Origin of the sequence: Kocuria sp. CPCC 205235 (genome assembly GCF_040980905.1) — a bacterium.
Classification (GTDB): Bacteria; Actinomycetota; Actinomycetes; order Actinomycetales; family Micrococcaceae; genus Kocuria; species Kocuria carniphila.
This window is the reverse complement of sequence record NZ_JAVKPR010000003.1, coordinates 120775-147389: the sequence shown is the minus strand read 5'-3', so window position 1 is coordinate 147389 and position 26615 is coordinate 120775. Positions and strand designations below refer to the sequence as shown.

23 protein-coding genes and 1 riboswitch are annotated in these 26615 nt (G+C 65.0%); of the genes, 17 read left to right on the top strand and 6 right to left on the bottom strand.

Annotation, left to right across the window (positions count from 1 at the left end; all coding sequences use genetic code 11):
- Positions 1 to 116: 116 nt before the first annotated feature.
- Genes RF638_RS03545 through RF638_RS03530 form a run of 4 tightly spaced genes read left to right on the top strand, consistent with a single transcriptional unit; the run spans position 117 to position 3709 of the window.
- Positions 117 to 1052, top strand: coding sequence for a biotin--[acetyl-CoA-carboxylase] ligase (locus RF638_RS03545; RefSeq protein ID WP_368841445.1), 936 nt, complete (start codon positions 117 to 119; stop codon positions 1050 to 1052).
- Complete coding sequence (locus RF638_RS03540; RefSeq protein WP_129702425.1) at positions 1049 to 1642, top strand: hypothetical protein; 594 nt, start codon at positions 1049 to 1051, stop codon at positions 1640 to 1642. The genes RF638_RS03545 and RF638_RS03540 overlap by 4 nt, the downstream gene beginning before the upstream one ends.
- Positions 1635 to 2795 (top strand): adenylate/guanylate cyclase domain-containing protein, encoded by a 1161-nt coding sequence (locus RF638_RS03535; RefSeq protein ID WP_095796772.1) that lies wholly within the window; start codon positions 1635 to 1637, stop codon positions 2793 to 2795. Before RF638_RS03540 ends, RF638_RS03535 begins: the two co-directional genes overlap by 8 nt.
- Entirely contained in the window at positions 2792 to 3709 is a 918-nt protein-coding gene (locus tag RF638_RS03530; RefSeq protein WP_129702424.1) for a PP2C family serine/threonine-protein phosphatase, read from the top strand. The genes RF638_RS03535 and RF638_RS03530 overlap by 4 nt, the downstream gene beginning before the upstream one ends.
- A gap of 65 nt (positions 3710 to 3774) precedes the next feature.
- On the opposite strand, the gene RF638_RS03525 is transcribed toward RF638_RS03530, so the two are convergent.
- Together RF638_RS03525 and RF638_RS03520 are read right to left on the bottom strand one after the other, a co-directional pair.
- On the bottom strand, positions 3775 to 5841 hold the full coding sequence (locus RF638_RS03525) for an acyl-CoA dehydrogenase (protein ID WP_238663354.1): 2067 nt from the start codon (positions 5839 to 5841) through the stop codon (positions 3775 to 3777).
- 44 nt (positions 5842 to 5885) lie between these two features.
- Positions 5886 to 6563 (bottom strand): TetR/AcrR family transcriptional regulator, encoded by a 678-nt coding sequence (locus tag RF638_RS03520; RefSeq protein WP_238663348.1) that lies wholly within the window; start codon positions 6561 to 6563, stop codon positions 5886 to 5888.
- A gap of 73 nt (positions 6564 to 6636) precedes the next feature.
- Here RF638_RS03520 and RF638_RS03515 point away from each other — a divergent pair, with 73 nt between their 5' ends.
- The 7 genes from RF638_RS03515 (at position 6637) to RF638_RS03485 (ending at position 16195) form a co-directional block, all read left to right on the top strand.
- The gene (locus tag RF638_RS03515) at positions 6637 to 7962 is read left to right on the top strand and encodes an acetyl-CoA C-acetyltransferase (RefSeq protein ID WP_129702422.1); all 1326 of its coding nucleotides are present in this window, start codon (positions 6637 to 6639) and stop codon (positions 7960 to 7962) included.
- Positions 7963 to 8003: 41 nt separating this feature from the next.
- A complete protein-coding gene (locus RF638_RS03510) occupies positions 8004 to 9386 on the top strand; it encodes a 3-oxoacyl-ACP reductase (protein WP_129702421.1) in 1383 nt (460 codons plus the stop codon).
- 4 nt (positions 9387 to 9390) lie between these two features.
- Positions 9391 to 10464, top strand: a complete 1074-nt coding sequence (locus RF638_RS03505) for a MaoC/PaaZ C-terminal domain-containing protein (protein ID WP_095796766.1) — start codon at positions 9391 to 9393, stop codon at positions 10462 to 10464.
- Positions 10465 to 10621: 157 nt separating this feature from the next.
- Positions 10622 to 12940 (top strand): NAD-dependent DNA ligase LigA, encoded by a 2319-nt coding sequence (ligA, locus tag RF638_RS03500; protein ID WP_254049276.1) that lies wholly within the window; start codon positions 10622 to 10624, stop codon positions 12938 to 12940.
- Positions 12941 to 12944: 4 nt separating this feature from the next.
- A complete protein-coding gene (locus RF638_RS03495) occupies positions 12945 to 13802 on the top strand; it encodes an inositol monophosphatase family protein (protein ID WP_095796765.1) in 858 nt (285 codons plus the stop codon).
- Between the two features lie 421 nt (positions 13803 to 14223).
- Complete coding sequence (locus RF638_RS03490; protein WP_095796764.1) at positions 14224 to 14952, top strand: transglycosylase family protein; 729 nt, start codon at positions 14224 to 14226, stop codon at positions 14950 to 14952.
- Between the two features lie 136 nt (positions 14953 to 15088).
- Positions 15089 to 16195 (top strand): NAD(P)/FAD-dependent oxidoreductase, encoded by a 1107-nt coding sequence (locus RF638_RS03485; protein ID WP_368841444.1) that lies wholly within the window; start codon positions 15089 to 15091, stop codon positions 16193 to 16195.
- A gap of 16 nt (positions 16196 to 16211) precedes the next feature.
- Here RF638_RS03485 and RF638_RS03480 read toward each other — a convergent pair whose 3' ends face one another.
- Positions 16212 to 18416 carry a S9 family peptidase gene (locus RF638_RS03480; RefSeq protein WP_259915512.1) on the bottom strand — a complete coding sequence of 735 codons (2205 nt, stop codon included), beginning with the start codon at positions 18414 to 18416 and terminating at the stop codon, positions 16212 to 16214.
- Positions 18417 to 18452: 36 nt separating this feature from the next.
- Between RF638_RS03480 and RF638_RS03475 the strand changes: the two genes are divergently transcribed.
- Complete coding sequence (locus tag RF638_RS03475; protein ID WP_311198958.1) at positions 18453 to 19229, top strand: CPBP family intramembrane glutamic endopeptidase; 777 nt, start codon at positions 18453 to 18455, stop codon at positions 19227 to 19229.
- Between the two features lie 70 nt (positions 19230 to 19299).
- Here RF638_RS03475 and RF638_RS03470 read toward each other — a convergent pair whose 3' ends face one another.
- Complete coding sequence (locus RF638_RS03470; RefSeq protein ID WP_259915511.1) at positions 19300 to 19938, bottom strand: VOC family protein; 639 nt, start codon at positions 19936 to 19938, stop codon at positions 19300 to 19302.
- 115 nt (positions 19939 to 20053) lie between these two features.
- Positions 20054 to 20172, top strand: a riboswitch (SAM riboswitch).
- Positions 20173 to 20248: 76 nt separating this feature from the next.
- Here RF638_RS03470 and RF638_RS03465 point away from each other — a divergent pair.
- Positions 20249 to 21643 (top strand): bifunctional o-acetylhomoserine/o-acetylserine sulfhydrylase, encoded by a 1395-nt coding sequence (locus RF638_RS03465; protein ID WP_259915510.1) that lies wholly within the window; start codon positions 20249 to 20251, stop codon positions 21641 to 21643.
- Entirely contained in the window at positions 21640 to 22815 is a 1176-nt protein-coding gene (locus RF638_RS03460; RefSeq protein WP_238663346.1) for a homoserine O-acetyltransferase, read from the top strand. The genes RF638_RS03465 and RF638_RS03460 overlap by 4 nt, the downstream gene beginning before the upstream one ends.
- On the opposite strand, the gene RF638_RS03455 is transcribed toward RF638_RS03460, so the two are convergent.
- Complete coding sequence (locus tag RF638_RS03455; RefSeq protein ID WP_095796973.1) at positions 22812 to 23636, bottom strand: SGNH/GDSL hydrolase family protein; 825 nt, start codon at positions 23634 to 23636, stop codon at positions 22812 to 22814. The two genes, RF638_RS03460 and RF638_RS03455, sit on opposite strands and share 4 nt — an antisense overlap.
- A gap of 181 nt (positions 23637 to 23817) precedes the next feature.
- On the opposite strand from RF638_RS03455, the gene RF638_RS03450 reads away from it, so the two are divergent.
- Positions 23818 to 24462: an alpha/beta hydrolase gene (locus tag RF638_RS03450; protein WP_259915509.1), complete on the top strand. Its 645-nt coding sequence runs from the start codon at positions 23818 to 23820 to the stop codon at positions 24460 to 24462.
- Positions 24463 to 24563: 101 nt separating this feature from the next.
- Positions 24564 to 25604, top strand: a complete 1041-nt coding sequence (locus RF638_RS03445) for a DMT family transporter (RefSeq protein ID WP_095796759.1) — start codon at positions 24564 to 24566, stop codon at positions 25602 to 25604.
- Here RF638_RS03445 and RF638_RS03440 read toward each other — a convergent pair.
- Positions 25570 to 25830, bottom strand: coding sequence for an RNA-binding S4 domain-containing protein (locus RF638_RS03440; RefSeq protein WP_095796758.1), 261 nt, complete (start codon positions 25828 to 25830; stop codon positions 25570 to 25572). The two genes, RF638_RS03445 and RF638_RS03440, sit on opposite strands and share 35 nt — an antisense overlap.
- On the opposite strand from RF638_RS03440, the gene RF638_RS03435 reads away from it, so the two are divergent.
- Entirely contained in the window at positions 25829 to 26449 is a 621-nt protein-coding gene (locus tag RF638_RS03435) for a cation transporter (RefSeq protein ID WP_259915508.1), read from the top strand. The genes RF638_RS03440 and RF638_RS03435 overlap by 2 nt on opposite strands.
- Positions 26450 to 26615 lie beyond the last annotated feature (166 nt).

Sequence of the window (26615 nt, the reverse complement as noted above, 5' to 3'; positions counted from 1 at the left end):
TTGCCTTTCACCGGCCGTCATGTTGGATTACTCCCGTTCAGCTTATGCCCCGACAGCGGCGGTAGACATAAGCTGAGAAACATCGATCTTCACGTCCCCTCTAAGGAGTCGCCCGCATGGACCCCACTGCCCTGGAACCGGCAGCGGATTTCCACGCTGATCAGCTGCAGGCCGAGCTGACAGACTCTGGATTCTCTTCCGTGACCGTGCTCGATCAGGTCGAATCGACCAATGTGTGGCTCGCCGACCAGGTGAGGCAGACTGGCTGCACTGATCTGAGCGCCGTCGTCACCGGTTTTCAGAGCGCAGGCAAGGGCCGGCTGGACCGACACTGGTTCACACCCCCGGGCGTGGCGCTCACCTTTTCCGTGGCCTGCACACCGCGCACGGCGGCGGGTGTTCCGTGGCCTGTGGAATACGTCCCGTGGCTCACGCTGCTGATGGCCCACAGCGTGACGCGTGCGGTTCGGGGCACCGCACGCGTTCCCGCGGTGATCAAGTGGCCCAATGACGTGCTTGTTGACTCACGCAAGTTGTGCGGCGTGTTGGCCACACTGATCAACCACCCGGGTAGTTCCGTTCCCAGCGCTGTGGTGGGTGCCGGACTGAACGTGAGCCAGCGTCACCTCCCGATCCCCACAGCCACGTCCCTGCGCCTTGAGGCAGGCAACGACGCCGCCGTGCCCGACCGCCAGACGCTGCTCACCGAGATCTTGCGAGAGTTCGCTCGCTGCTATCACCTGGTGAGCCAGGACCCCGGTGCAGCGCTCGGTCCGGGTGGCGACATGCGCGCCGTCCTGGAATCCGAGCTGGATACTCTCGGTCGTCGCGTGGCGCTCCACCTACCCGGTTCCACCGTGCCCGAACAGGCCGTGGCCGAAGGTTTGGGAACCTCGGGCGAGCTGATCGTGCGCGGCGATCAAGGAACGGCGCGCGCCTTGTCCGCCGGCGACGTCGTCCACGTGCGTCCCGCACCCGGCGCGGCCAGGACGGCTGCCGAGCAGTGCGCACTCGACGACGTCGCTCGAATCACCGCGGGAGAGCGGGCATGAGGCCGAAAAACCGCCTGGTCCTCAGGCAGGGCGAGGAAACGATCGTGTCCACCCGTGCGCACCCCATCCGGCTGGTGGGGCCCGCCGTGATTGCGTGGTGCACCGTGCTGCTGTACTCGGCGCTGCAGCGACTCCTGGACCTGACCTGGCGACCCTACGAAGCGCCGTGGACCACCCTGCACTCGCTGGTCGGTTGGATCATCACCCTGGCGGCCCTGTGGGTGGCCTACCGTTACGTGCTGCTCCCGGCGTGGCGCTGGCTGCGCACCGTGTTCGTGCTGACCAATCAACGCCTCGCCCTTACCGGCCCTCCGGCCAAGGACAACGTGGTGGCCCTGCCGTTGGACGCCCTGCGCGGCGCGCGAGTGGTAGCGCCCACGGGACTGTTCGCCATGCTGACCCGCGGAGTGGACCGGGGAACGGTCATGGCGGACTTCGGGGCGCTGGGTGGCCTCAAACTGGCGGCGTGTCCGCAACCGGACGCCATGGTTGACCTGGTCCAACAGTCCGGACGGCCCGCTGGCAATTACAGTAGGTCTGGCATGACCACATCATCGAGCAGCAGTTTCCAAGGAGGGCCGCGTGGCTGAAGACCCCAACGAGCGCCCAGACCAGCCCGTGGTCGGTCCCCAGACCGAGCAGATCAACCTCAATCTCCACAACCCGGTGCAGTCCAACCTGTACGGGTCGGAGGAGTCCAAAGCGGCCGTGAAGAACCTCGATCAGCTGCTGCTGGGTTCCGAGCGCAACCTCAAACGCCGAGAGACCGCGCATGCCGCGGAACTGTCCACGGCGTCCGCGCGGAAGATCTGGCGAGCGCTGGGATTTCCGAATCTCAGCGAGGACGAGGTGTATTTCACCCAGGAGGACGTCCGGGCCCTGCGCGTGGTGTCAGACCTCGTGCAGCGGGACCGACTGTCGGAAGAAGCAGCGCTGTCCCTGGCCCGTTCCGTGGCCCAGCTCTCCGACCGCATGGTCGTGTGGCAGATCGAGGCGCTCGTCGAGGACATGGTGGCTCACCAGGGCATGACGGACGCTCAGGCACGGCGCGAACTGCTCCATGTCCTGCCGGAGATGGTGGGCCCGCTCAAGAAGCTGCTCGACTATTCCTGGCGGCGCCAGCTCTCGGCTGCCGTGCAGCGACTCGCAATGCGCGGTGAACGCGCGGACGGTTCCACGGAAAGCCTGGGTGAACACGTCTCGGACGTGGGCGGATCGTCGCTGCCGCTGGCCCGCGGCGTGGGATTCGCTGACCTGGTCTCCTATACATCCCTGTCACGACAAATGAACGAGCGCACCCTGGCGAATCTGGTGCAGCGCTTCGAAAAGCGGTGCGCGGAAATCATTTCCATGGGTGGCGGACGCGTGATCAAGACCATCGGCGACGAGGTCATGTTCCTGTCGGAGACACCCCAGGGCGGTGCCCAGATCTCATTGGCCCTGTCCCGACTGATCAAGAACGACCCGCTGCTTCCGCAGGCCCGAGTGGCCTTCGTCTGGGGGCGCGTGCTGCCGCGACTGGGTGACCTCTACGGCCCCACCGTGAACCTGGCCTCCCGGCTGGTTGCGCTCACCGATCCCGGTGGAGTGGTGGTGGATGCGTCCACGGCATCGGTGCTGAAGAACGACGACCGTTTCGTGTTGACCCCGCAACCTTCCCGGAACGTGCGTGGCTTTGGCGACGTGCAACCGGTGTCCATTACCCAGGGTCAAGGGCCCCGGCTGGAAGACGAGGACGAATGAGCATTTCTCTGGCCATCCGATCGGGCGGTGTCACCGATCGTGGGCTGCGCCGGGAATCCAATGAGGATGCCCTGGTCGTCACCGACAACATGGTTGCCGTCGCGGACGGTATGGGCGGTCACGAGGCCGGCGAGGTCGCCAGTGCCCTGTGCGTCTCCACCCTGGGCTCATCCGAGCTGTTCACGCTCGAGAACTTCTTGGACTACCAGATCGTGGAACCCCAACCCGGACTGGACGTGTCCCGGTTCCGGGCCACGATCGACCGTCAGCTGAAGCTCGATCCGGACGTCCCCAACGAGGCGCTCGAGGCCGTGCACCGCTTGCGGTCCGTACTGTGGGAAGCCGACCAGTCCATCCAGGACCAGTGCGGCACCCGCGCCGGCACCACGGTCACCGGTGCGTGGCTCGTGGAAATCGCGGGGCACTGGTTGTGGCTGATCTTCAACGTGGGCGACTCGCGCACCTATGAACTCACGGGTCCCGGTGTGGGCGAGCGACCCACCGATCCCGAGCACCCCGTTGGCGTGAGCCAGTTGACCGTGGATCACTCCGAGGTCCAGTACCTCGTGTCCATCGGACAGCTCACCCCCGCTCAGGCACTGGTGCACCCGCGACGCAACGTGATCACCCGCGCCCTGGGCACCGGCCAGGTGTGGGAACCTGACATCATCGTGATTCCGGCCCGCCCGGGTCAGCGACTGCTCATGTGCTCGGACGGTCTCACCGGGGAGCTGTCCCCGGCGCACATCGCCCGGGTCCTGCACGCGGTGCAGCACCCCAAGGAAGCCGCGGACGTGCTGCTCCAGGCCGCCCTTCGCACCGGTGGTCGGGACAACGTGACGCTGATCGTCGCGGACGTCCTCGAGGCCGACGACCCCCGCGTCAACACCGGCAGCATCAAACGCATCAGCTAGGACGTTGAACGCCGACGCCGCCCGCGAGAGTCTCGCGGGCGGCGTCGGCGTTTTCGGGTTGAATCTTACGCGTGGTGACCGCGCGTCTCGGCCTTGGGGTCGCGGGCCGGCTTGGCCTCCTTGGCGGGGGCGTCACCGCTGGCGCGCAAGCGACGGAAGTACGCGTCCGCCTCCTGCTGGCGCTCTTCCTCCACGGTTCCCGCGATTTCGGCGCGCAGCAGCTCGGGGCTGAGACCGAAGGAGTCCACGAGTTGCAGGGCGTACGGACGCAAACGGGCGATCAACCGGTTCACGTAGCTTTCCAACGCGCGGCCGCGGCGCATCGAGAGCCGACCGTAGGCCAGGTACCAGCCCAGGTTCTCCTCGAGCAGGTGCAGTCCGAACAGATCACGCAGCCAGGTGAGCACGCGCTTGGTGCCGGGGTCCTGGATCTTCTCGAGGCCCTCGGTGAAGGCTTCCCACTGCAGCAGCTGAGCGTGTGACCGGGCGGCCTCGATCAGTCGATGCTGGTTGTTGTTGAAGACCTCGGCCTTCTCACTCTTGGACTTGCGTGCCACTGCGCGCATCTCGTCCGCGACGTCCTCGATGATCGTTTCGACGCGGTCCATCAGGAGGGCGCGCTGGGCCTCGGGATCGCGCAGGGCGTTGACCGACTTGCGGGCGTCCCCGGTGTCCGTGAAGGCCTGTGTGAGCTTGCGCAACCCGGAGCGGTTGAATCCCGCCTCGGTGGCTCGGTCCGCCACGTAGCGAGCCATCACGCCCACATCCGCGTTCTTGAACTCGTCCGAGTAATCGGTCAGTAGGCGCTTGGCGACCAGCTGCAGGAGCACCGTGTTGTCGCCCTCGAAAGTCGCGTAGATATCCAGGTCGGCACGCAGCTGGGGGATGCGGTTCTTGGCCATGAACCCGGCGCCGCCGCAGGCCTCGCGGGCCTCCTGGAGGGTGTCCAGGGCACTCCACGTGGACATCGACTTGAAGGCGGCGGCCAGGGTTTCCAGGTCCTGACGGTTGCCGTCCGAGTCGTCCTCGCCGGAGAAGACCTCGTGGAATTTATCCAACAGTTGCTGGTGCGCAAAGATCATCGCGTAGGTCTCCGCAATGCGGGGGATCAGTCGACGCTGGTGCTGCTGGTAGTCCAAGAGTGTCTGCTCGCGAATATCAGAGTCCGTGTTGAACTGGCGGCGCTGCTCGGCGTAGCGAACGGCAATGCTCAGGGCCATCTGATTGGCCAGCACGGCTGCACCGTCCAAGGAGACGCGACCTTGCACCAGGGTGCCGATCATCGTGAAGAAGCGGCGTCCCGGAGAGACGATGGGGGAGGAGTACTCGCCGTTCTCGTCCACCGCGCCGTACTTGTTGAGCAAATTGAACCGCGGAACTCGCACGTTGGTGAAGTGCAGGCGGCCGTTGTCCACGCCGTTGAGTCCACCCTTGCGGCCGTCGTCCTCGCCGCCGACACCCGGCAGGAACTCACCGTTGTCATTGCGGATGGGCACGTACAGGCAGTGCACTCCGTGGTTGACACCCTTGACGATCAGCTGGGCGAAGACCACCGCGGCCTTGCCGTGGACAGCCGCGTTACCGAGGTAGTCCTTCCAGGCAGCCTTGAACGGGGTGTGGATCTCGAACTCGTCCGACTCGGGAAGGTACGTGGCGGTCGTGCCGATGGATGCGACGTCGGAGCCGTGACCGATCTCCGTCATCGCGAACACACCGGGAGTGTTGAGGTTCAGGATGTCCGGGAGCCACTCGAGGTGGTGCTCCTTGGAGCCCAGGTTGAGCACGGCCGAACCGAATAGCCCCCACTGCACACCGGACTTGATCTGCAGGGAAGGGTCAGCCAGTACCAGCTCCTCGAAGGCGGAGACATTGGCTCCCGGGCTGTTGGATCCACCCAAGTACTCGGGCACACCCACTAGTGCGGTGCCGGCATCGCGCAGGATCTTGACCTGCTCGAACGTCAGTTCGCGCTGATCCTCGAAGGTGAGGTTGTGATTGCTGTGCAGCCGCGGATCCAGGGCGCGTTCGCGGGCGGCCTTGCGGGCTTCGGGCCAGCGACCCAACAGCACTTCGCCCAGACCGGCCACGTCGATGTGCGTAGGCAGCGCGGCGTCCTCGGACACCCGGGCCATGTGCTGAGTGGAGGTGTGCGCTTCGGGGCGGGAAGTTGTAGTCATCATGACTCCTGAGGGGTTGTCTGAGCAGAGGTTTCGTCTGCGGAGAGCGTGGTGTATGTGTCCGGCCGTAAGCCCTGAACGGCCCAGTCGGTGATGAGTTGGCTCATGGCGGGCCGGTCCGGTTTGTCCTCGGTGTCCGGCAAGGCGAGCCAGGCCTCGCCGGCACCGCGGACCATGCCCACCGTGGACGCTGCCCAGCACTGCAACAGCGCCTCGGGCATGGCCTGTTCGCCGCGGTGGCGAATGTGCTGGTCCATGAGCAATTGGCAGACAGAATCCAGGAACTGTTCGATGGCCGAATCCCCATCCGCCGGAGCGGTGACCACGAACCGGTAGACATCCGCGGAGGCCTCCACCGACTTGAGGTACTCCTTCACCAACGCGTGCACCGTGGCCGCGAACGAGTCCGCCTCGTGTGCTGCCGCGACCATGCGGGTTCGCATTCGGGATACGAAGTATTCACCCACGGCCGCTTGTACGCCGGACTTGTCTTTGAAATACCGGTAGAAGACCGACTTGGAGGTGCCGCACGCGGTGGCGATTTCCTCCATGGAAATGCCCGCACCGTGGGTGGCCACCGCGTCTCGCGCGGCGGTGATCAGTTCGATGCGTCGTTTGGCGCGGTGACGCTGCCACCGCGAATTCCGACCATCAACGTTCTCTGAGACCTGTTTCACGATACCGAGAGTATCAGCTACTCTGGGTTTCAGGTGATTCGCACCACATCAATCTACGAGGAGCAGCTCTTTCATGGACAACATCCAGCAGAACGCCCAGCAGTCCCTTCGCCGCGCCGTGGTGGTCGCGGGCAACCGCATTCCCTTCGCTCGCGCGGGTGGTGCTCACGCGAACGCCTCGAACCAGGACATGCTCACCGCAGCCATTGACGGCCTGGTGGCACGCGCCGGGATCTCGGGCGAACGTCTGGGCGCCGTGGCCGGCGGCGCCGTGCTCAAGCACTCCCGGGATTTCAACCTCACGCGCGAGGCCGTGCTGGGCTCTGCCCTGGACCCCGCAACCCCGGCGTTCGACATTCAGATGGCCTGCGCGACCGGCATGGAAACCGTGAGCACGATCTCCAACAAGATCCGCGTGGGCCAGATCGAGGCCGGTATCGCCGGTGGCGTGGACTCCGCCTCGGACGCCCCAATTGCCGTGAGCGAGGGCTTGCGCCGCGCCCTGCTGCAGTTGCAGCGCGCCAAGACCCCCACTCAGAAGCTCAAGGCGCTCAAGAACCTGCGCCCCAACGATTTGGTGCCCGCCGCTCCCACCACGGGCGAGCCCCGCACCGGACTGAGCATGGGTGAACACCAGGCCCTGACCACCCAGCAGTGGGGCGTGAGCCGCGAGGACCAGGACCAGATCGCGGCGTCGTCGCACCAGAACCTGGCGGCCGCCTACGATCGCGGCTTCTTTGACGACCTGGTCACCCCGTTCAAGGGCGTGTCCAAGGATAACAACATGCGCGCGGACTCCACCGTGGAGAAGCTATCGACCCTGAACCCCGTGTTCGGCAAGAAGCTCTCCGGCGAGGCCACCATGACCGCCGGTAATTCCACGCCACTCACGGACGGCGCCTCCGCCGTGCTGATCACCAGCGAGGACTGGGCCAGCGAGCACCACCTCACACCCATGGCCGAGGTGGTCGACTCCGAGGCCGCCGCGGTGGACTTCGTCAGCGGCAACGAGGGCCTGCTCATGGCCCCCGCCTACGCCGTGCCGCGTCTGTTGGCCCGTCAGGGTCTGACGCTGCAGGACATGGATCTGATCGAGATCCACGAGGCCTTTGCCTCCACCGTGCTGGCCATCATGGCCGCGTGGGAGTCCGAGGAGTTCTGCCGCGACCGCCTGGGCCTGTCCGAGCCCGTGGGCACCGTGGACCGGTCCAAGCTCAACGTGAACGGCTCGTCGCTGGCCGCAGGACACCCGTTCGCCGCGACCGGCGGCCGCATTGTGGCCTCCACCGCCAAGGAACTCGCCGCCCGCGCCAAGGCAGAAGGCCGTCCGCAGACCGCGCTGATCTCGGTGTGCGCCGCCGGTGGTCAGGGTGTGGCCATGATCCTGCGTTCCGTCTAAGACGCATTCCCCCACAGATTTACGACATACAGGAGCTTCGAGTGGCAGACACATATTTGGACCTGGTCAATTCCGGACTGGGTAAGCAGGTCGCGAGCAAGCTGGGCCTCCCCGAACCGACCAAACTGCGCCGCTACCGCGCCGGTAGTGATTTCCCCGAGGGTTCCGTTCTGGTCCTGGGCAAGGGTCAGGCCGCCGACGCCGCCGCCCAGGCCATGCTCGACTGGAACCTTGACGTGCGCCGCCACGCCCAGGAAGTGGACCGCGTGGGTGCGGTGGTCATCGACTACACCGACGCCAAGACCCCGTCGGATCTGGGCAAGGCCGCCCTCGAGCTGTCCTCGGTGCTGCGCAAGCTGCGGTCCGGGGGACGGGTCATCACGCTGTCGCGACCCGCGGCAGGCATCGGTACCGGAGCGGCGTCGGGAACCCCGGCGGACACCGCTGCCCAGGAACCCGCAGTGGCTGCGGCGCGCCAGGGCGTGGTGGGCCTGTTACGTTCGGCCGCCCAGGAAATGCGCGGCGGTACCACGGCCAACGGCATCCTGATTGCCGACGGCGTGGCAGCGGACGCGCCGTCCGTGGTGGGTGCTCTGCGGTTCTTCCTGTCCGGGCGCAGCGCGTTCGTGGACGGGCAGTTCCTCACGGTGACCGATGAGCGCGGCGAGTCCACCGAGAACTGGGATCAGCCGGTGGCCGGCAAGGTCGCGGTGGTGACCGGAGCCGCCCGTGGCATCGGCGCACAGATCGCCCGGACGCTGGCGCAGGCCGGTGCCAGGGTCATCGTGGTGGACGTTCCCGCAGCCGGTGAGGCGCTCACCAAGCTCGCCAACGAGCTGCACATCTCCGCCCTTCAGCTGGACGTGACGGACCCGAAGGCGGGGGAGAAGATTCTCAATCTGGCGTCCGAGCGCTACGGAAAGCTGGACCTGCTGGTCCACAATGCGGGCATCACACGCGACAAGATGCTGGCCAACATGGATCAGGCCAAGTGGGACTCCGTGATCGCGGTGAACATCGAGTCCCAGCTGCGCATTACCCAGGCCGTGCTGGACTCCGACAAGCTCGGGGAGCACCCGCGCATCGTGTGCCTGGCCTCGACGAGTGGTGTTGCCGGTAACCGCGGCCAGACCAATTACGCGGCCTCCAAGGCGGGCGTCATCGGCGCCGTTGCGGCCACGGCCTCACTGATCGCGGAGAAGGGCGGCACCATCAACGCGGTGGCACCGGGGTTCATCGAGTCCGAGATGACGGCCAAGATCCCGGCGGCCCGCCGCCAGATCTCACGTCGCCTCAACTCCCTGCAGCAGGGCGGTCTCCCGGAGGACGTCGCGCAGACCATCACCTTCCTGCTGTCGGACGCAGCGGGCGGAATCAACGGCCAGACACTCCGCGTGTGCGGCCAGAACCTTGTGGGAGCGTAGGACCATGACCCGTTCAGCTGAACAGTTACCCACCGTCCCCGAGAACTACGAACAAGTCCAACCGGCCGCCAAGCCGAACCTTGGGCTCTTGTACGCCACGGCCGGTGCCAGCGCCGCCGGTGGTTTCGCGAGCGACGCCGCCGCACGCGCCTTGCCGGCATTGCGCAAGTCCCCGCTGGGCAAGGTGCTCCCCGCATCACTCCTGAACCGCGGGGGAGACCGGTTGCGAGCCGCCTTGGAAGTTCCCAAGATCGCGCACGTGGTCGAGGGCCTGACAGTGGATGCCGAGTGGCACGAGAAATTCTGCCGCGTGGTGCACGCGACTCCCAGACCGTTGGTTCCTGGATCGTCCGAGACCGCGGTGTTCTCCGGTGCCCTGCACTCCTTGGCATTCCCCGTAGCCATGTCCGTGCTGACCCGGCAGGATTTCCCTTTGCCCGTTATGGGCATGGTGCACCTGACCAACAGCGTGCAGCACGTCATGAACGTGGCAGTGGGTGAAGAACTCACCGCCACGGCCTGGACGGAGAACCTGCGCACCCACCGCGCTGGGACTGTTGTGGACGCCGTCGTCACCCTGACCCGAAACGACGGAACCGTCGTGTGGGCGGGGCGTTCCGGTTATCTGGCCAAGGGCCAAACCGCGGCCATCGCCGGTGAAGGTGCGCGTACGAGCGAGGAAGAGTGGACGGACTCCTCGTTGACCGTGCCTTTCAATGCCCCCCAGCAAACCGCGCAGTGGTCGCTCAAAGCGGACACGGGGCGTGAGTACGCCGGGGTGAGCGGGGACTACAACCCCATTCACCTCTCGGGTCCGTCGGCCAAGGCGTTGGGCATGAAGGGTGCAATCGCGCACGGGATGTACACCGCGTCCCGCGCGCTCGCGGCCACCGGGGTGCCTTCCGAGGTGCCGTTCTCTTGGTCGGTCGAGTTCGCAGCACCCGTGTTGCTGCCCGCAACCGTGGCCGTGTCCGTTCACGACGACGGGCGCCGCGAACACTGGAACGGCTCCCGCGTGATCGCCTGGAACCCCAAGCGGAACAAGCCGCACTTGGAACTGGTGGTCAAGCCGTTGTAACGGCACATGAGGACGGTTTGATCCGACGCGTGTGAAGGACGGTGCGACCGAGATGCAAATGGTCTCGGTTGCACCGTCCTTTTCGCTGTGGGCCGGCCGATGACCACTGCAGCATGTCCGAGCCGTGGGACACAATGGTGTGGTGAGCGAGAACAAGGTGACGAAAACTCAGCAGGCCACGGATGCGTCCGGGCAGGATCTCAATCCGGACGAGCCCAGTGAGGCGCTGCGTGAGGAGTACGCGGAACTGTCGGATCGTGTCCGAGAGGCACGAACCGCGTATTACGTGAACGACCAGCCCAGCATCTCGGACGCCGAGTACGACGAGCTGTACCGCAAGCTCGAAGAGTTCGAGGCTCTGAACCCTCACCTCGTGGCCAATGATTCGCCCACGCAAGAAGTGGGTGGCGAGGTCTCCGCAGCCTTCGCGCCGGTCAAGCACCTTGAGAAGATGTACTCCCTGGAGGACGTGTTCTCGACCGACGAGCTCACCGCCTGGCTCACGCGGGCCGAAGCGCAGATCGCCAATCTCCCTGGCGCACCCAAGGTCCAGTGGCTGTCCGAGGTCAAGATCGACGGTCTGGCCGTGAACTTGCTCTATCGAAACGGCGATCTCGTGCGAGCCGCGACCCGCGGTGACGGCACAACCGGTGAAGACATCACCCACAACGTGGCAACCATCAAGGACATCCCACAGAAGCTCACCGGCGAGAATCTCCCGCAGGAGGTCGAGATCCGCGGTGAAGTGTTCATCTCGTCCAAGGACTTCCGAACGCTCAACGAGCACATCGTGGAGGAAGGGCGAGCTCCGTTCGCCAACCCGCGTAATGCCGCGGCAGGGTCGCTGAGGCAGAAGGACCCGCAGGTCACCGCGCGCAGGCCGCTGTCGATGTTCGTGCACGGCATTGGCGCCGCGCAGGGCTTCGACTTGGAGAGCCAGTCCGAGGCCTATGACGTATTGAAGTCCTGGGGGCTTCCGGTCAGCCCGTACTCCAAGGTGCTGGACAGCATCGACCAGGTGTTGACGTTCATCGAGGAGTTCGGCACCCAGCGCCACGACCTGCTCCATGAGATCGACGGCATTGTCATCAAGGTCAACGACCGCCGCACCCAGTTCCGACTGGGCTACACCTCTCGCGTGCCCCGCTGGGCCGTGGCCTATAAGTACCCGCCGGAAGAGGTCAATACCAAACTCCTGGACATTCGGGTCAACGTGGGGCGCACCGGTCGCGTGACCCCGTACGGCGTGATGGAACCCGTGAAAGTTGCCGGTTCCACGGTCGAGATGGCCACCCTGCACAACCAGGACGTCGTCAAGGCCAAGGGCGTGCTGATCGGGGACACAGTGGTGCTCCGCAAGGCAGGGGACGTGATTCCGGAGATCGTGGGCCCGGTGGTGGCTCTGCGTGACGGTTCCGAACGCGAGTTCGTGATGCCCACGCACTGTCCCAACTGCGGCACCGAGCTGCGCCCCGCCAAGGAGGGCGATGTTGATATTCGCTGCCCCAACGCCGAAAGCTGCCCAGCCCAACTCATGGAGCGGGTATCCCACGCAGCCGGCCGCGGCGCGTTCGATATCGAAGCACTCGGCGACGAAGCCGCCAAGGCGCTTACCCAGCCCGTACCGCTGGACGCGCCCGATGGCACCGAGTTCTCCGAGCCGCCCCTGCGCAATGAGGCACGGTTGTTCGATCTGACAGCGGCGGACCTCGAACACATCCAGATCTGGCGCGAGGCCAAGCGAACGACCACGGACAAGGAAACCGGCGAGAAAACCCAGAAAGTCACCCTCCAGCTGGTTCCGTACTTCTGGACCAAGGCCACCAAGACCAAACCCAGCGTCCCGTCGAAGACCACGGAGCAGATGTTCGAGGAGCTCGAGAAGGCCAAGTCCAAGGAACTGTGGCGCGTGTTGGTAGCACTGTCGATCCGTCACGTGGGACCGACCGCCGCGCGCTCGCTCGCCACTGCCTTCCGCTCGATGCAGGCGATTCGTGACGCGGACGAGGAAACGCTGGCGGGCACCGACGGCGTGGGGCCGGTTATCGCACAGGCGGTCAAGGAGTTCTTCAGCGAGGACTGGCGCCGGAACGTGGTCGATACGTGGGCTGCGGCTGGCGTCCGCATGGAAGAAGAGATCGACGAATCCACGCCACGAACTCTGGAGGGCGTGACCGTGGTGGTCACGGGATCGCTGGAGAATTACAGCCGCGACTCCGCCAAGGAAGCCATCCTGGTGCGCGGGGGCAAAGCGTCTGGCTCGGTATCCAAGAAGACTGACTTCTTGGTCGCGGGGGAGAATGCGGGGTCCAAGCTGGACAAGGCCGAGTCTTTGGGAGTCCCGGTGCTGGACGAGGCCGGATTCGAACAACTGCTCACAGAGGGGCCTTCAGCCTTCGGTGATGATGACGGCGATAATGCCGCCGAGCACGACGCAGGCACAGCAGAAAACCCGACCGAAATGCAGGAGAGCTGAACACATGGATCGCGTACTCGAGGGCCTGGGCCCGGACACCACCGAACTCGAAGAGCTTCTGGAAACGGCATTCCACGCTGCGGCTGCCGGCGCGGCAGTTCTGGAGAAGCGGGACGAGTCCGAGTTCGACGCCGTCAACAAGACGTCCGCGGGGGACTGGGTCACTGCCTTCGACGTCGCCGCGGAGAACGCCGTGGTCGACGTGCTGCGCGCCGAGCGCCCCTGGGACGCCATCACGGGTGAGGAATCGGGCACGCACGTGCCGGAGAACCGCTCGCCGGTGCGCTGGTCCGTGGACCCCTTGGACGGCACTACGAACTTCATCCGGGACATCGTTTACTACGCCACATCGGTGGCCGCCTGTGACGACCAGGGCAATTGGCTCGTGGGCGTGGTACACGCGCCGGCTCTCGGACGCATCTACTACGCCGTGCGCGGCATGGGTGCGTGGGTGCGCCGTGACGGCAAGGACTCGAGACTCACGGGGCCTGTGCCGGATCGAACCGGCGCCCTCTATGGAACCGGGTTCTCCTACGATCCCGTGATCCGCCGCGAACAGTTCGGAAATTTTCTGGACACCATGGACCACTACACGGACATGCGTAGGCTCGGAGCGGCGTCGTTGGATCTCTGCATGGTGGCTGACGGGACACTGGACGGTTACTCGGAACGAGGGCTCCACGAACACGACTGGGCTGCGGGAGCATTGATCGCCGAGGAAGCAGGCGCTCACGTGCAGCGCCCAGACCTGCCGGCACCCACCGCACTTCGTGGTTCCGACCAGGACGAACACGGTTACGCGGAGCACTATGAGCGGGTGCGGAGCACCACGATCATCGGAGCCTCCGCGCGCGCTACATAGCCGTTCTACGCCACCGTTATCAAATCTCTATCATCCCGTTACATGTGCTTAACCTCACACACAGTTGACCCCTAGCGACCGGGTGTCATAGCGTGGCATGCGTCGTGCGCCCCGCGGGTGCACGGGCTGTGTCCCCCAAAGGGATGCGCCAGAACTTTGGGAATTGATTTGGCGTAACGAGAATTGTTACGCTATCGTTATCAACGACTTCCCCGAAGGACTCTCCTTACGCGGGAGTCCGCAACGCTTGAGGCGGACATGATCTGCGCCTCAAGACATGCTGGATGCTGCTGCAACACCGTACGTCGTCTACAGGGCAGCATTCCGTAGTTACTACCCCTGAACTCAACTTTTCATGGGTAGACGACGGCGCGAAGACACCCAGGGATGGGAACGAGCGTAGGTGGCCTTACGGAGCATGATGAAGACTTCGAACGTTATTCGCCGTGGTGCCGCTGCTTTCGTGATCGGCGGTGCAGCTGTAGGTGCTATGGCCATGCCGGCCAACGCAGCTCCCGCTTCGCCCTGGGACGCACTCGCTGAGTGCGAGTCCGGTGGCAACTGGGGCACCTCCACCGGTAACGGTTTTTCCGGTGGTTTGCAGTTCACCCCGTCCACCTGGGCTGCCTTCGGTGGTACCGGGAATGCTGCAAACGCTTCCAAGGCTGAGCAGATTCGCGTTGCAACCAATGTTCAGGCGGAGCAGGGTTGGGGCGCATGGCCCGCATGCTCGGCCAAGCTGGGCCTCTCCGGCACCCCGGCCCCCGCTGCTGCCGAGCAGCCCGTTGCTGCTGCCGCTGCTGTGGCTCCCCAGGCCAACGAGGTCAAGCAGGAGCAGGCCGCTCCGGCTCCGGCCCCCGCTGCTGAGGCTCCCGTTGCTGCTCCGGCCGCTCCCGCTGCTCCGGTTGAGGCTCCGGCCGCTCCGGCTGCCGCCCCCGCCGCTGTGGAGTACTCCGCTCCGGCTGCTCCCGTGGCCCCGGCTGCTTCGACCGGTGCTTCCTACACCGTTCAGGCCGGCGACACCATGGGCACCATCGCTGCCAAGCTCGGCGTGAACGGCGGCTGGGAAGCTCTCCACGCTGCTAACGCTGACTCCGTGGCGAACGCTAACTTGATCTTCCCGGGCCAGGTTCTGAACATTCCTGCCTGATTGATCTGAACATCGATTCGATGGTTGATCCCCGCTAGCGGTTCGCCGCTGCAGGATCACCGAAAGCCCCGTCCGTATGATGCGGACGGGGCTTTCGCATATCCGCAGTCAATAGTGAAAATGAAAGAATGATCACATGATGGTGGACACGGTAATCATTGGTGGCGGCATAGCCGGCTTGTCGTTGGCTTCCGAATCCGCGGATTGTCGGGGATCGGGGGAGGGGATCACGCTTGTCGAAGCGGAAACCGCGCTGGCGCATCACACCTCCTCCCGATCGGCCCAGCAACTCATTCCCAGCTACGGCCCGGAACCGGTTCTCGAATTGACCAGGCTCACCATTCCCGCTCTGGTCAAGCCCACCCGCGCTGCTCCGGTTCCACTCGCCTGGCCCAGCCCCTTCGTGGTGGCGGGTTCACCCGCCGACGTCGCTTCAATGACCGTCCCGGGTCTGCGCGCCTTGTCGAGCGAGGAACTTTTCGAGTACTGCCCGGAGCTGGCGGGCAACCCCGAGCGCTACAGTGCAGCGATCATCGACGATTCTGCGGTACGTACCAATGCCACTGCGCTCGTGGAATGGCACCGACAACGAGCCGAGCAGGCCGGCGTTCGGATCCTTACGGGCGCCAAAGTCACGGCGGCAAAGCCGTCAGATGACGGCACCTGGGCGCTGACCGTCGGTGACGATCAATTGATAGCTCACACGGTGGTCAACGCCGCCGGTGCATGGGCGGATCACGTGGCGGAACTCTTCGGCGCGGTGCCACAGCAGTTGCAGCCGCTGCGACGGACCGCGGCACTGGTTTCCCTGAGCGAGCCTCTGGGCGCGACGCATCCCATGGTCGACGACGCCGGATCCGGGTGGTACTACCGCCCCGACGAGGACGGCGCCATGATCTCGTGGGGCGAAGCCGAACCGAGTCCTGCTTGTGATGCCCAGCCTCGCCCGAACGCTATAGACGATCTCATCGCAACCGTGGAACGAGAAACGTCATTGACAGTTACGGGCGTCCGCAAGGCATGGACTGGCCTGCGTACCGAGGCTCCGTCCGGCGTGCCGATCTGTGGTTGGGATCCGCAGGTCAGCAACTTCCTGTGGCTCGCTGGACAGGGAGGCTACGGTTTCCAAACGAGCAGCGCCATGGCCCGTGCCGCCACAGATCTACTGGTGGACGGCCGGATCGAAGATTGGCTCAGTGCTGACACCGCGGCCGCTCTCCAACCTCAGCCGATCTCCACCTGATCCACGGAGAACCGGCCTAGCCCGCAACACCCAACTTCTCCGCGAGCCACGCGTACTCCCACGCGGTGTCCTTCCACTGGGAATAGCGGCCGGACGCACCGCCGTGGCCGCCGGCCATCTCGCACCGCAGCAGCACGGTCTCAGGATGCTCGGCGTGCTCGCGCAGCGCAGCGACCCACTTGGCTGGTTCCACGTAGAGCACGCGCGTGTCATTGAGGCTCGTGACCGCCAAGACCGGTGGGTAGTTCGCATCCCGCAGGTTCTCGTAGGGGGAGTAGGAGCGCATGTACTCGTAGACCTCGGGGTCTTCCATGGGGTTACCCCACTCTTCCCATTCGAGGGCGGTGAGTGGAAGTTCAGGCATCAACATGGACGTCAACGGGTCCACGAAGGGCACCGCAGCCAGGGCACCGCAGTACAGGTCGGGTGCCAAGTTGAGGACCGCGCCCACGAGCAGGCCGCCGGCGGAACCGCCGAGAACTGCGATGCGAGCGGCGTCGACATCCTGACGCTGCGCGAGGTGGCGGGTGACGGCAACGTAGTCCGTGAACGTGTTCTTCTTAGTGAACTTCTTGCCGTCGTCGTACCACGAGCGGCCCAGTTCGCCGCCGCCGCGCACGTGGGCCACGACCCACGCCACTCCGCGGTCCAAGAGAGACAGGCGGGAGATGGAGAACCCGGGGTCGGTGCTGGCCTCGTACGAACCGTAGGCGTACTGCACCACGGGAGCTGGCACGGACGCGTCGAAGTCTGCGCGGCGGACCAGGGAGATCGGGATCCGGGTGCCGTCCTCAGCGACCGCCCAATCGCGCTCCACCGTGTAGTCCGACCGGTTATAACCGCCCAACACCGTAGTTTCGCGTCGCATGATGGGTGCGCCCACGCCGAACTCGTCCAGATTCTCATCATCCACGGGGCCTGTGGGGATGTCGTAGACCCGCGGCGGCGTGACGAAGGACGTGTAGGACACCCGAATCACCGGGTTGTCGTAGCGCGCAGACACCACTGATGCGGTGAACAGATCCTCGTCGAAGGCGGGTTCCGTACCGGTCAGGGAGCCGGTAGTGAAGGAACCGGTCACCAGACCGTCAAGGCTGGCTCGCGGGATGAGCCGCACGCGTGGAGTGGTCTCGGATCGCAGAGACACGACCAGGTGCGTGGCGGTGGGTTCGCACACCTCAATCCGGGTCTGCTCGCTCGCGGGAATCACGTCGATCAGATCGACATCCGCAATACTCGACCCCGCCGTGGAAAGCGGCATCAGGCTGACCCGGGAATTCGGGGCCGCATAGTCGTGCGTCAACAGAACATAGTCTGCGCCGGCCACGGTGATGGGCTCGGCCGTGTAGAGCACCCGGTCGCTTTCCGGAATCACGGTGAGCCACGGATCCCGGGGTGCATCGACCTTGCGAATGCGGTACTCCCCATACTCCGAGCACGCGGACGCGACCATCAGCCACTGCTTGTCGGCCGACAGCTCGACACCCAGCCACAACCCAGGGTTGTCTTCTTGGTAGATCAGCTCGTCCTCGGAAACGGGAGTGCCGATCACATGGCGATACACCCGCCAGGGGCGCCAAGCGTCGTCGACTACCGTGTAGATGAGCTCGGACGCATCGGGAGTGAGGAAGGCCCCGTAGGAGGTCTGAGTAATGCGGTCCGTCAGCATCTCGCCAGAGGCAAGGTCCTTGATGTACACGGTGAACCGCTCATCGCCCGCCGTGTCTTCGGACCACGCGAGGCGGGTGCCGTCCTCGGACACACTGAAACTGCCCAGGGCGTAGAAATCGTGCGTTTCGGACGCCGCGTTGGCATCCAGTAATGTCTCCTCGCCGGGGAGGCTGACGCCCGGTTCCACGGTCGGAGGTGTCCAGGCCCGCTCGGTGTCGGCACTGTCAACGGCCGGGACCCGACAGAAGACCTGGTGGGCGCCGCCCTCCACCGTGCGGGCGAAATACCACCAGTCCCCGTTGCGGGACGGCACGGACATGTCCGTCTCTTGAGTGCGGTCCTTGATCTCGCCGTAAATGCGCTCCCGCAATGGTTGCAGGTGGGCCGTCACGGCCTCCGCGTACTCGTTCTCGAGGCCCAGGTGCGCCCGCACCTGATCCGAGTTCTTATCGCGCAACCACTCGAAATGATCGTCGAACGTGTGGTCATGAAAACTGCGCTGGACGGTACGGCGAACGGCTACGGGATATGCGGGCTTCTCGGAACTCATGATCCCCAGTCTAGGGAGCACGGCACAATGGTGTTCGTGTTGACAGACTCCCAGCGCCCGCAGCCCCTCGAACAACGCCCCGCACGCTCGGAGCTGTGGTTCCACATTGTGTTGGTCCTAGGCGTCTCGCTGGGCTCATCAGCGGTGTACGCCGTGCTCAATCTCGCCGAAACACTGTCTCGTGGGCCGCTCTCGGATGCCCAAGCCACCTTGAATCAGGTCCTGAGTCCGGTCCCGGCCATCGACCTGCTCAGGCAGCTTGCCAGCATCGGTTTCGCCCTGGTCCCGGTGGCCCTGGCGCTGTATCTCATGGCGGGTTCTCTGCCGCGGATCAAGGGCGTGCTGCGTCGCATCGGCATGGACGGTCGCCGCCCCGTGCGGGATGCACTGTGGGGACTCGGTTTGTTCCTGGTCATGGGGCTGGGAACCCTGGGGCTCTACCAGGCCGGACGCGAACTGGGCCTCACCGCAGCCATCAACACCTCGGCGCTCGATGAGCACTGGTGGACGGTGCCCGTCCTGATCCTCTCCGCGTTGCGCCACAGTCTGGTCGAGGAAATCATCGTGGTTGCTTTCCTGTGCGATCGACTGCGCCGCATCGGGTGGTCCTGGGTCACGATCGCGGTCCTCACCTCGGTCTTCCGCGCCAGCTACCACCTGTATCAAGGCTTTGGGCCCGCCCTGGGCAATCTGGTCATGGGTCTCGTGTTCGTGTGGGTGTACCGGCGCTACGGTCGCCTCGCACCGCTGCTCATCGCCCACGCGCTCCTGGACATCACCGGTTTCCTGCTCCCGCAACTACTGGCGGGTTAATCGACGACGACGCCGCTGCAGCCACCTTTTCGAGCGAAAGGTTGCGGCAGCGGCGTCGTCGACGGGAAAACTAAATGGTGACCAAGCCGTCCGGCGTAGCGAAGGAAACCGCCATGACGCCGGGCGTCCCGTTGGGAGCGGACCAGATGACGTCGAGTGAGGCCAGCACGTCCTCGACCGGGCCACCCAGCCACTCGGTCACGCGCTCGGGCGAGCCGGCAATGTCCATACCGGCCAACTGAACGTCCGTGATGCGCGCCTGGGAGGGATGCATATCGGACTCGGAATCGAAGCGAACCATGAACGGCAACTGGGGATCCGAGATCAAACCCTTCACGCCGATCTGATGCCACTCCAACTGACGACCGTCCGGGAACAACCGGGAACCGGGTACGGAGGGGCGGCCCAACTTGTCCTCGTAGGGCGTGAGGTCCTGCACCTCGACCACCCAACCGAGCCAACCGCCGCCGGCTTCGGAACGTGCGCGGACGGCCTGACCGAACGGCGCCTTGTCTGCGGCGGGGTGCTCGAGAACCTCGACCACTTCCACGTACTGGTGCCCGGTGAGCGGCAGGATCATGTTTCGCGTACCGAAGCGCGGGTGAATGCCGCCCTTGACCGGCTCGATCCCTAGCTGATCGGCAATCCGTTCCGTGGTGGCTTCAAGACCATCGGATTGAGCTGCGAATGAGACATGATCCAGTTTCATGGTCACATCGTGGCACCGCGCACAGTGGTCTCCAAATCGAGAGCTGAAACATGACCGTGTGACGCGGGTAACTCGGCTTGACGTTCGAGGTACCGGCTCCGGACAATGAAGGGCAGGTCACGAGAGTCAGCGACAAGCCCCAGCTAGCTGACCGGCAACCCTCCCTCCGCGGTGGGGTGCCCTGGGTGAGGACCAGGCCGCATCGAAATACTTCGGTGTTGGCAAGCGCGGGTCACAGGTGCCCGATCGCTGCACGGGCACCGTGCTGCGGATCGATCACCGGGCCCCTGATCCTGAGAGGGAGTGCGGTATGAGCCCCGCAGCCACCCCGTCCAACCCAGAGGGTTGGGCCTTCGAAACTCGACAGATCCACGCGGGTCAGGAACCCGATCCCACCACGGGGTCCCGGGCGCTGCCGATCCACCAGACCACGTCCTACGTGTTCCCGGATGCGGAGACGGCAGCCAACCGGTTTGCCCTGGCCGAGCTTGGGCCCATCTACACGCGCCTGACGAACCCGACCACGGAAGTGGTCGAGAACCGCGTGGCCTCCCTGGAGGGAGGCGTGGGTGCACTCATGCTCAGCTCGGGCCAGGCCGCCTCCACGTTCGCGATCCTGAACCTGGGCGGCGCCGGAACTCACGTGGTGGCTAGCCCATCCATGTACGGCGGCACGTACAACCTGTTGCGCCACACGCTGCCCAAACTGGGTGTGGAGACCACGTTCGTCTCCGACCCTGACGATCCCGAGGCGTGGCGCGCGGCGGTCAAGTCCAACACCGTGGCGTTCTTCGGGGAGACCATCCCCAATCCGCGTAACGATGTGCTGGACATCGAGACCATTTCCGCGGTGGCACACGAGTCCGGTGTGCCGCTGATCGTGGACAACACCATTGCCACGCCGTACCTCATCCGCCCGATCGAGTGGGGCGCTGACATTGTGGTGCATTCCGCGACCAAGTTCATGGGTGGTCATGGCACGTCCATCGGCGGCATGATCGTGGACGCGGGTAACTTCGATTTCGGCCAGGACCCGCAGCGCTTCCCGGCTTTCAACGAGCCGGACGATTCCTACAACGGCCTGGTCTACGCACAGGCGCTCGGTAAGGACGGGATCTTCGGGGTGAACCTGTCGTACATCCTGAAGGCGCGCGTGCAGTTGCTGCGTGACCTGGGATCGTCGATTTCCCCGTTCAACGCGTTCCTCATCGAGCAGGGGATCGAGACGCTGTCCTTGCGTATGGATCGGCACGTTGCGAACGCACAGAAGGTCGCGGAGTGGCTCGAGGCGCGCGACGACGTTCGCGCCGTTTCCTATGCGGGCCTCGCCTCCTCGCCGTGGCACGACCGCGCCCAGAAGTACTCGCCCAAGGGTGCCGGTTCCGTGCTCGGATTCGTGCTCGACGGCGGGCGCGAGGCGGGTACCGCGTTCGTGGATGCCCTGACCCTGCACTCCAACGTGGCCAACATTGGCGATGCCCGTTCGTTGGTGATCCACCCTGCCTCCACCACGCACTCACAGCTGACCGAAGAGGAGCAGCGGGCCACGGGTATCGAACCCGGGTTTGTGCGGCTGTCCGTGGGCTTGGAGTCCATCGATGACATCGTGGCCGACCTGGAATCCGGATTCGAGGCCGTGGCCGCGCTGGGTGAGGCTGCGGCGTCGTCGACGATCGGCTCGGATGGAGAGGGAACGCGGGCGTGACCATCGTGGGAGGCGGGACCACCGATTCGCTCGTGCGCGAGGACGGCGTAGTGGGCTATATCGACGTGGGTCCCTTGACCTTGGAATCCGGGTACCGTCTCCCACGCGCGCGCTTGGCCTACGAAACGTGGGGGCACCTCAACGAGGACGCCTCCAACGCCGTGTTGATCGAGCACGCACTGACCGGGGACTCCCACGTCGCACGCGGCCAGTCGCGCGAACACGCGCCCGAGGTTGAGCGCTTGGCCGCGGAAGCGGGCGGATGGTGGGATGGACTGGTGGGTCCGGGGGCGGCCATCGACACCGATAAGTACTTCGTGGTGTGCGCCAACATTCTCGGTGGTTGCTACGGCAGCACCGGTCCGGCCACCCAGGCACCACCGGAAGTGGACCCGGACCAAAAATCGTGGGGTTCCCGTTTCCCGCGCATCACCGTGCGGGACACGGTGATCGCGGAGGCCGTTCTGTCCGATGCTTTGGGAATCGAGCGTTGGCGACTGGTGATCGGCGGCTCCATGGGGGGTGCCCGGGCTCTCGAGTGGGCCGTGATGTACCCGGATCGAGTGGCGGCGTGCGGCGTGATCGCGGCGTGTGCTTCGGCCAGCGCGGAACTGCTCGCATGGGGACAGGCCCAAGCGCTCGCGATCCGGCAGGACCCGAATTTCCGCGGCGGGGACTACTACGACAGTGAGTTCCCGGAAGCGGGACTGGGCCTCGCGCGGCGCATCGCCCACATCACCTACCGCTCAGCCGCGGAGTTGCACTATCGGTTCGGCCGTGAGGCCCAGCCGAATGAGGACGTGGACGGGACCTACACGGCCGAGCGAGGCCGCTACCGCGTGGAAAGCTACCTGGACCACCAGGCCTCCAAGCTCGCGGGTCGCTTTGACGCGAACTCGTACCTGAGCGTCAACGAGACCCTGATGTCCCACGACATCACGCGTGGCCGCGGCAGCTTGGAAGAAGTGCTGGCAGGCACCTCGTGCGAGTGGCTCGTGGCCGGGGTCGATTCGGACCGGTTGTTCTTCCCTGCGGAATCGGCCGAACTCGTGCGGGCGCTGCCGGGTGAGCAGACCCTGCACATGATCAGCTCGCCGAGCGGTCACGACGGGTTCTTGATCGAGGCACCTCAGCTGGGCATGCTGCTCAAGAAGTCGGTGTTGAAGGACTAACCCTGTCCGGCCTCCGGGTCGGAGGGGTGCCGGTCGCTTGAAATCTGCGCATTCGCTTGTTCACCCGCACCCGGGATCACGGCTCGGCCGAATTTCGGCCGCTTGGCGGTGATGGAGTCTCCCGAACTGCGCTTGGTGAGGCGGCGGGCAACCCACGGCGCAAAGTGCTTCCGAGCCCACACGAGATCATCCCTGCGGACTTCCCGCTTTGTCCTGGCAGGTTGTGCTTCCAGGGCATCGGGAACTAGTCCGTGGTCGACGCCCAGGGAATCCAGGACTTCCACCGCGATCCGCTGATGACCCAGGGGAGAGAAGTGCAGTCGATCCGGCGCCCACATCAACGGATCGGCCAGTTCATGCAATCCCCACAGATCGGTCATCACTGCACCGTGGCGAGCCGCAATCACACGCACGTTCTCATTCCAAATGGCCACGCGGCCGCGGATGCTGCGGAGCACCGGAGTGTTGCCCACATCGGGCCCGTCGAACATCACCACGGTGGCGCCGGTCTCCGCGATGTGCGCGATCACGCCGTCCAGTTTCTGCGCGATGGCGTCCGGGTCCGCCCCGGGGCGCAGCATGTCGTTGCCACCCGCGCTGATGGTGACGAGGTCCGGCTCCAGAGCGAGCGCCGGTTCCAACTGTTCGTCGATGATCGGTTGGTAAAGACGACCGCGAATGGCCAGATTGGCGTAGGCGAAGTCATCCGTGAGCCGGTCCAGTTCTTCGGCCACGCGGTCGGCCCAACCGCGGTGCCCGCCGGGGACCTGCTCGTCAGGGTCGCCCACCCCTTCCGTGAAGGAATCGCCGATGGACACCATGCGGTGCCAGGGGTGGGCCGGGGGAGTGGGGTGTTCGTCTCTTTCGGAGGCCGTGTGGTTCTGGGGTTCGTCGTGCTCGGGGGAAGTTTCAGGTAAAGCCATACGCGCTTTTCTACCACTCACCACCCAGTGATGCACGGGCCGAATATGAGGCACCCGCGAGTCATGTCAGGATGGTCACATGAGTGATACCCCGTTTGTGATCTGGAACAACGAGCCCGCCCAACGTGCCGACACCCCGCTCGTGGTGTTGTTCCACGGCTACGGATCCCACGAAGAGGACCTGATGGCCTTGATTCCGGCCCTCCTACCGGGAGCCACCTACGCTTCGGTGCGGGCTCCCCAGCGAGCGCAGATGGGCTACCAATGGTTCCCGTTGTCAGCGGACGCGAGTTTCTCGACCGAGGCCGTGGTGGACTCGGTTCGTCCCGTGGCGGAGTGGGTCGAGGAACAAGCCAAGAACCACTCACGCGTGTTCCTGCTCGGCTTCTCCCAGGGCATGGCGGTCGCCACGAGCGTGGCCCGGCACATTCCCGAAACCGTGGACGCCGTGGTCGGCCTGTCCGGTTTTGTAGTGCCGATCGCCGACGACGACGCTCACGCGGACTTCTTCCGCGACGACTACCTCGTGGAGCACCCCCTGCAGATGTTCTGGGGCCGCGATCCCGAGGACCCGGTCATTCCGCAGGCCATGGTGGATGCAACGGCGGACTGGTGCGTTGATCATGCCGAGGTGACCAAGGTGCAGTACCGGGGAATCGGCCACGGAGTGTCCCCGCAGGAATTGGGGCACGTCAAGGAGTACCTGCAGCACGTGGTGCGGTGACGCCCACCGGTTCCACGTAACGGCTCCGCAGCGAGTCCGATTGCTACGAAGCGTGACAGGCGGCGTGCCCTGAGGGGCATGCCGCACCTACATTGGGCGCCATGACTGTTCAAACCACGGTGGAATCCAAGACTTCGCCTGCGGCCGGAAACAAGAAACCCCCGGTGGCGTCCGCGCGCGGTGCCGTGGCGCTGACCGTGGGCCTCGTCGTGAGCTTGCTCGCTGGCACCGCCCAGGCATTGCAATCCAGGGTCAACGGTGAGCTGGGACATGCCGTGAGTGATCCCTACGGGGCAGCGCTCGTCAGCTTTTCCTCCGCATTTCTGATCATCCTGGTCGTCACTATCGTGACTCCCGCCGGCCGCCGGGGTGCTTCTCGAATTCCCGCGGCGGTGAAGAGCGGCGAGGTTCCGTGGTGGTATCTCACCGCGGGTGTGCTGGGTGGCTTCATGATCGTCACGCAAGCGATGACCACGGTGGTCTTGGGCCTGTCCGTCTACATCCTGGGGCTCGTGTTCGGTAAGTCGGTCGGTTCGCTGATCGTCGATCGCTTTGGCGTGGGCCCGGGAGGCGTCAAGTACCTGACCAGCTACCGCGTGGTGGGGACCGCCATCATCATCGTGGCCGCCCTGGTGGCCATGGCCCCGCGATTCGCGGCGACCGATCTGGCGGCATCACTGCCGCTGCTCATTCTTTTCGCCACGCTGTCCGTGCTGGCGGGTCTGGGAAACGCGATTATGACTGCCTGGAACGCCGGCATCGGTGCCAAGGCAGGTACGCCCATCACACCCACGCTGACGAATTTCGCCGCGGGCACGCTCGCGCTCATCGTGACCGTGCTCATTGCGCGCGGAATCTCGGATCCCGGACCGTGGGTGTGGCCCGGTCAGTGGTGGCTCTACGCCGGAGGCATCTTGGGCATCATCCACGTGGCCGCGTCCAGTGTGCTGCCCAAGCACTTCGGCGTGCTGGAAACCAGCCTGGGCATGGTGGCGGGCATGCTGATTTCCGCACTCGTGCTGGACCTGATCGTGCCTACACCCAATACCATCGTCACCCCGGTCACGATCATTGGAACGCTGGTGACGCTGCTGGGGCTGGTGGTCGTCACTCTTCCGTGGAAACCTCGCCCGCAGGGCTGACGATCTTCACCGCTGGGAGGTCTGCTCCCAGGACCTCAATGACATCGCCGTGGTGCAACTGAGCACCGCGGCGTTGTTCTTCCTTGCCGTTCACGATCACCACGCCTTCGGCAATGAGCTCCTTGGCGTGGTTGCCGTCGTCGGCCAGATTGGCCAGTTTGAGCGCCTGACCCAAACGGATCATGTCATCGCGGATGGGCAGTTCTTCGGTAATCTCTTCGCTCATGGGCCCATCCTCTCAGCTCGTCCGGTCACTGCGCATCACGGTTCTCGTGGTCGCGGCGTTGAACCTCAGTTATTTTTTCGTGGAAATGGGGGTTGCTCTGAGCATCGGCTCAGTGGCCCTGTTTGCGGACGGCGTGGACTTCCTAGAGGACGTGGCCATCAATCTGCTCATTTTCATTGCGCTGGGCTGGACGGTACGGGCCCAGGCCGTCGCCGGACGGATCATGGCGATCATCATTCTGATCCCCGCGCTCGCGGCCGCCGTGCAATTGGTGCGTAAGGCCTTCGACCCGCAAGCCCCGGATCCGTTCCTGCTGGCAATCACCGCCGGGGGAGCGGCCGTGGTCAATCTCGTGTGTGCCCTGCTGCTGGCGCGCCATCGGAAACACGCCGGATCCATGGGAACCGCTGCGTTCCTGGCGGCCCGCAACGATGTGCTCATCAACATCGCGATCATCGTGATGGGCGGGATCACGGCACTGACCATGTCCGGCTGGCCGGACATCATTCTGGGACTGTTCATCGTGATTCTCACCTTCTCCGCGGCCCGTGAGGTCTGGGAAGCCGCGGAGGAGGAGAGCCTGGGAGCCAAGGCGCTCGCGGGTGAAGACATCGACTGACCTCGTCAACGGAACCGCCCGTCGTCGCACGCAGCGTGATCGCAGAGTTGGTGCCCGCGAATCAACCCGTCCGAACCGCGAGGCCGGACCGAGCGGCGTCGGCGTGGAGAACGAACCGAAAAAATTAGTTGCATGTCCAATGGTTTGTCGTTAGATTATCTGTGAG

What these genes read in the sequence shown, in the direction of transcription:
- RF638_RS03480 (WP_259915512.1), bottom strand. Translation starts at nt 18,416, where the DNA reads ATGAGTTCCGAGAAGCCCGCATATCCCGTAGCCGTTCGCCGTACCGTC.
- RF638_RS03435 (WP_259915508.1), top strand. Translation starts at nt 25,829, where the DNA reads ATGGGCCCATCCTCTCAGCTCGTCCGGTCACTGCGCATCACGGTTCTC.
- RF638_RS03495 (WP_095796765.1), top strand. Translation starts at nt 12,945, where the DNA reads ATGGATCGCGTACTCGAGGGCCTGGGCCCGGACACCACCGAACTCGAA.
- RF638_RS03490 (WP_095796764.1), top strand. Translation starts at nt 14,224, where the DNA reads ATGAAGACTTCGAACGTTATTCGCCGTGGTGCCGCTGCTTTCGTGATC.
- RF638_RS03545 (WP_368841445.1), top strand. Translation starts at nt 117, where the DNA reads ATGGACCCCACTGCCCTGGAACCGGCAGCGGATTTCCACGCTGATCAG.
- RF638_RS03450 (WP_259915509.1), top strand. Translation starts at nt 23,818, where the DNA reads ATGAGTGATACCCCGTTTGTGATCTGGAACAACGAGCCCGCCCAACGT.
- RF638_RS03530 (WP_129702424.1), top strand. Translation starts at nt 2,792, where the DNA reads ATGAGCATTTCTCTGGCCATCCGATCGGGCGGTGTCACCGATCGTGGG.
- RF638_RS03505 (WP_095796766.1), top strand. Translation starts at nt 9,391, where the DNA reads ATGACCCGTTCAGCTGAACAGTTACCCACCGTCCCCGAGAACTACGAA.
- RF638_RS03440 (WP_095796758.1), bottom strand. Translation starts at nt 25,830, where the DNA reads ATGAGCGAAGAGATTACCGAAGAACTGCCCATCCGCGATGACATGATC.
- RF638_RS03525 (WP_238663354.1), bottom strand. Translation starts at nt 5,841, where the DNA reads ATGGCCCGGGTGTCCGAGGACGCCGCGCTGCCTACGCACATCGACGTG.
- RF638_RS03540 (WP_129702425.1), top strand. Translation starts at nt 1,049, where the DNA reads ATGAGGCCGAAAAACCGCCTGGTCCTCAGGCAGGGCGAGGAAACGATC.
- RF638_RS03485 (WP_368841444.1), top strand. Translation starts at nt 15,089, where the DNA reads ATGATGGTGGACACGGTAATCATTGGTGGCGGCATAGCCGGCTTGTCG.
- RF638_RS03515 (WP_129702422.1), top strand. Translation starts at nt 6,637, where the DNA reads ATGGACAACATCCAGCAGAACGCCCAGCAGTCCCTTCGCCGCGCCGTG.
- RF638_RS03470 (WP_259915511.1), bottom strand. Translation starts at nt 19,938, where the DNA reads ATGAAACTGGATCATGTCTCATTCGCAGCTCAATCCGATGGTCTTGAA.
- RF638_RS03445 (WP_095796759.1), top strand. Translation starts at nt 24,564, where the DNA reads ATGACTGTTCAAACCACGGTGGAATCCAAGACTTCGCCTGCGGCCGGA.
- RF638_RS03465 (WP_259915510.1), top strand. Translation starts at nt 20,249, where the DNA reads ATGAGCCCCGCAGCCACCCCGTCCAACCCAGAGGGTTGGGCCTTCGAA.
- RF638_RS03455 (WP_095796973.1), bottom strand. Translation starts at nt 23,636, where the DNA reads ATGGTGTCCATCGGCGATTCCTTCACGGAAGGGGTGGGCGACCCTGAC.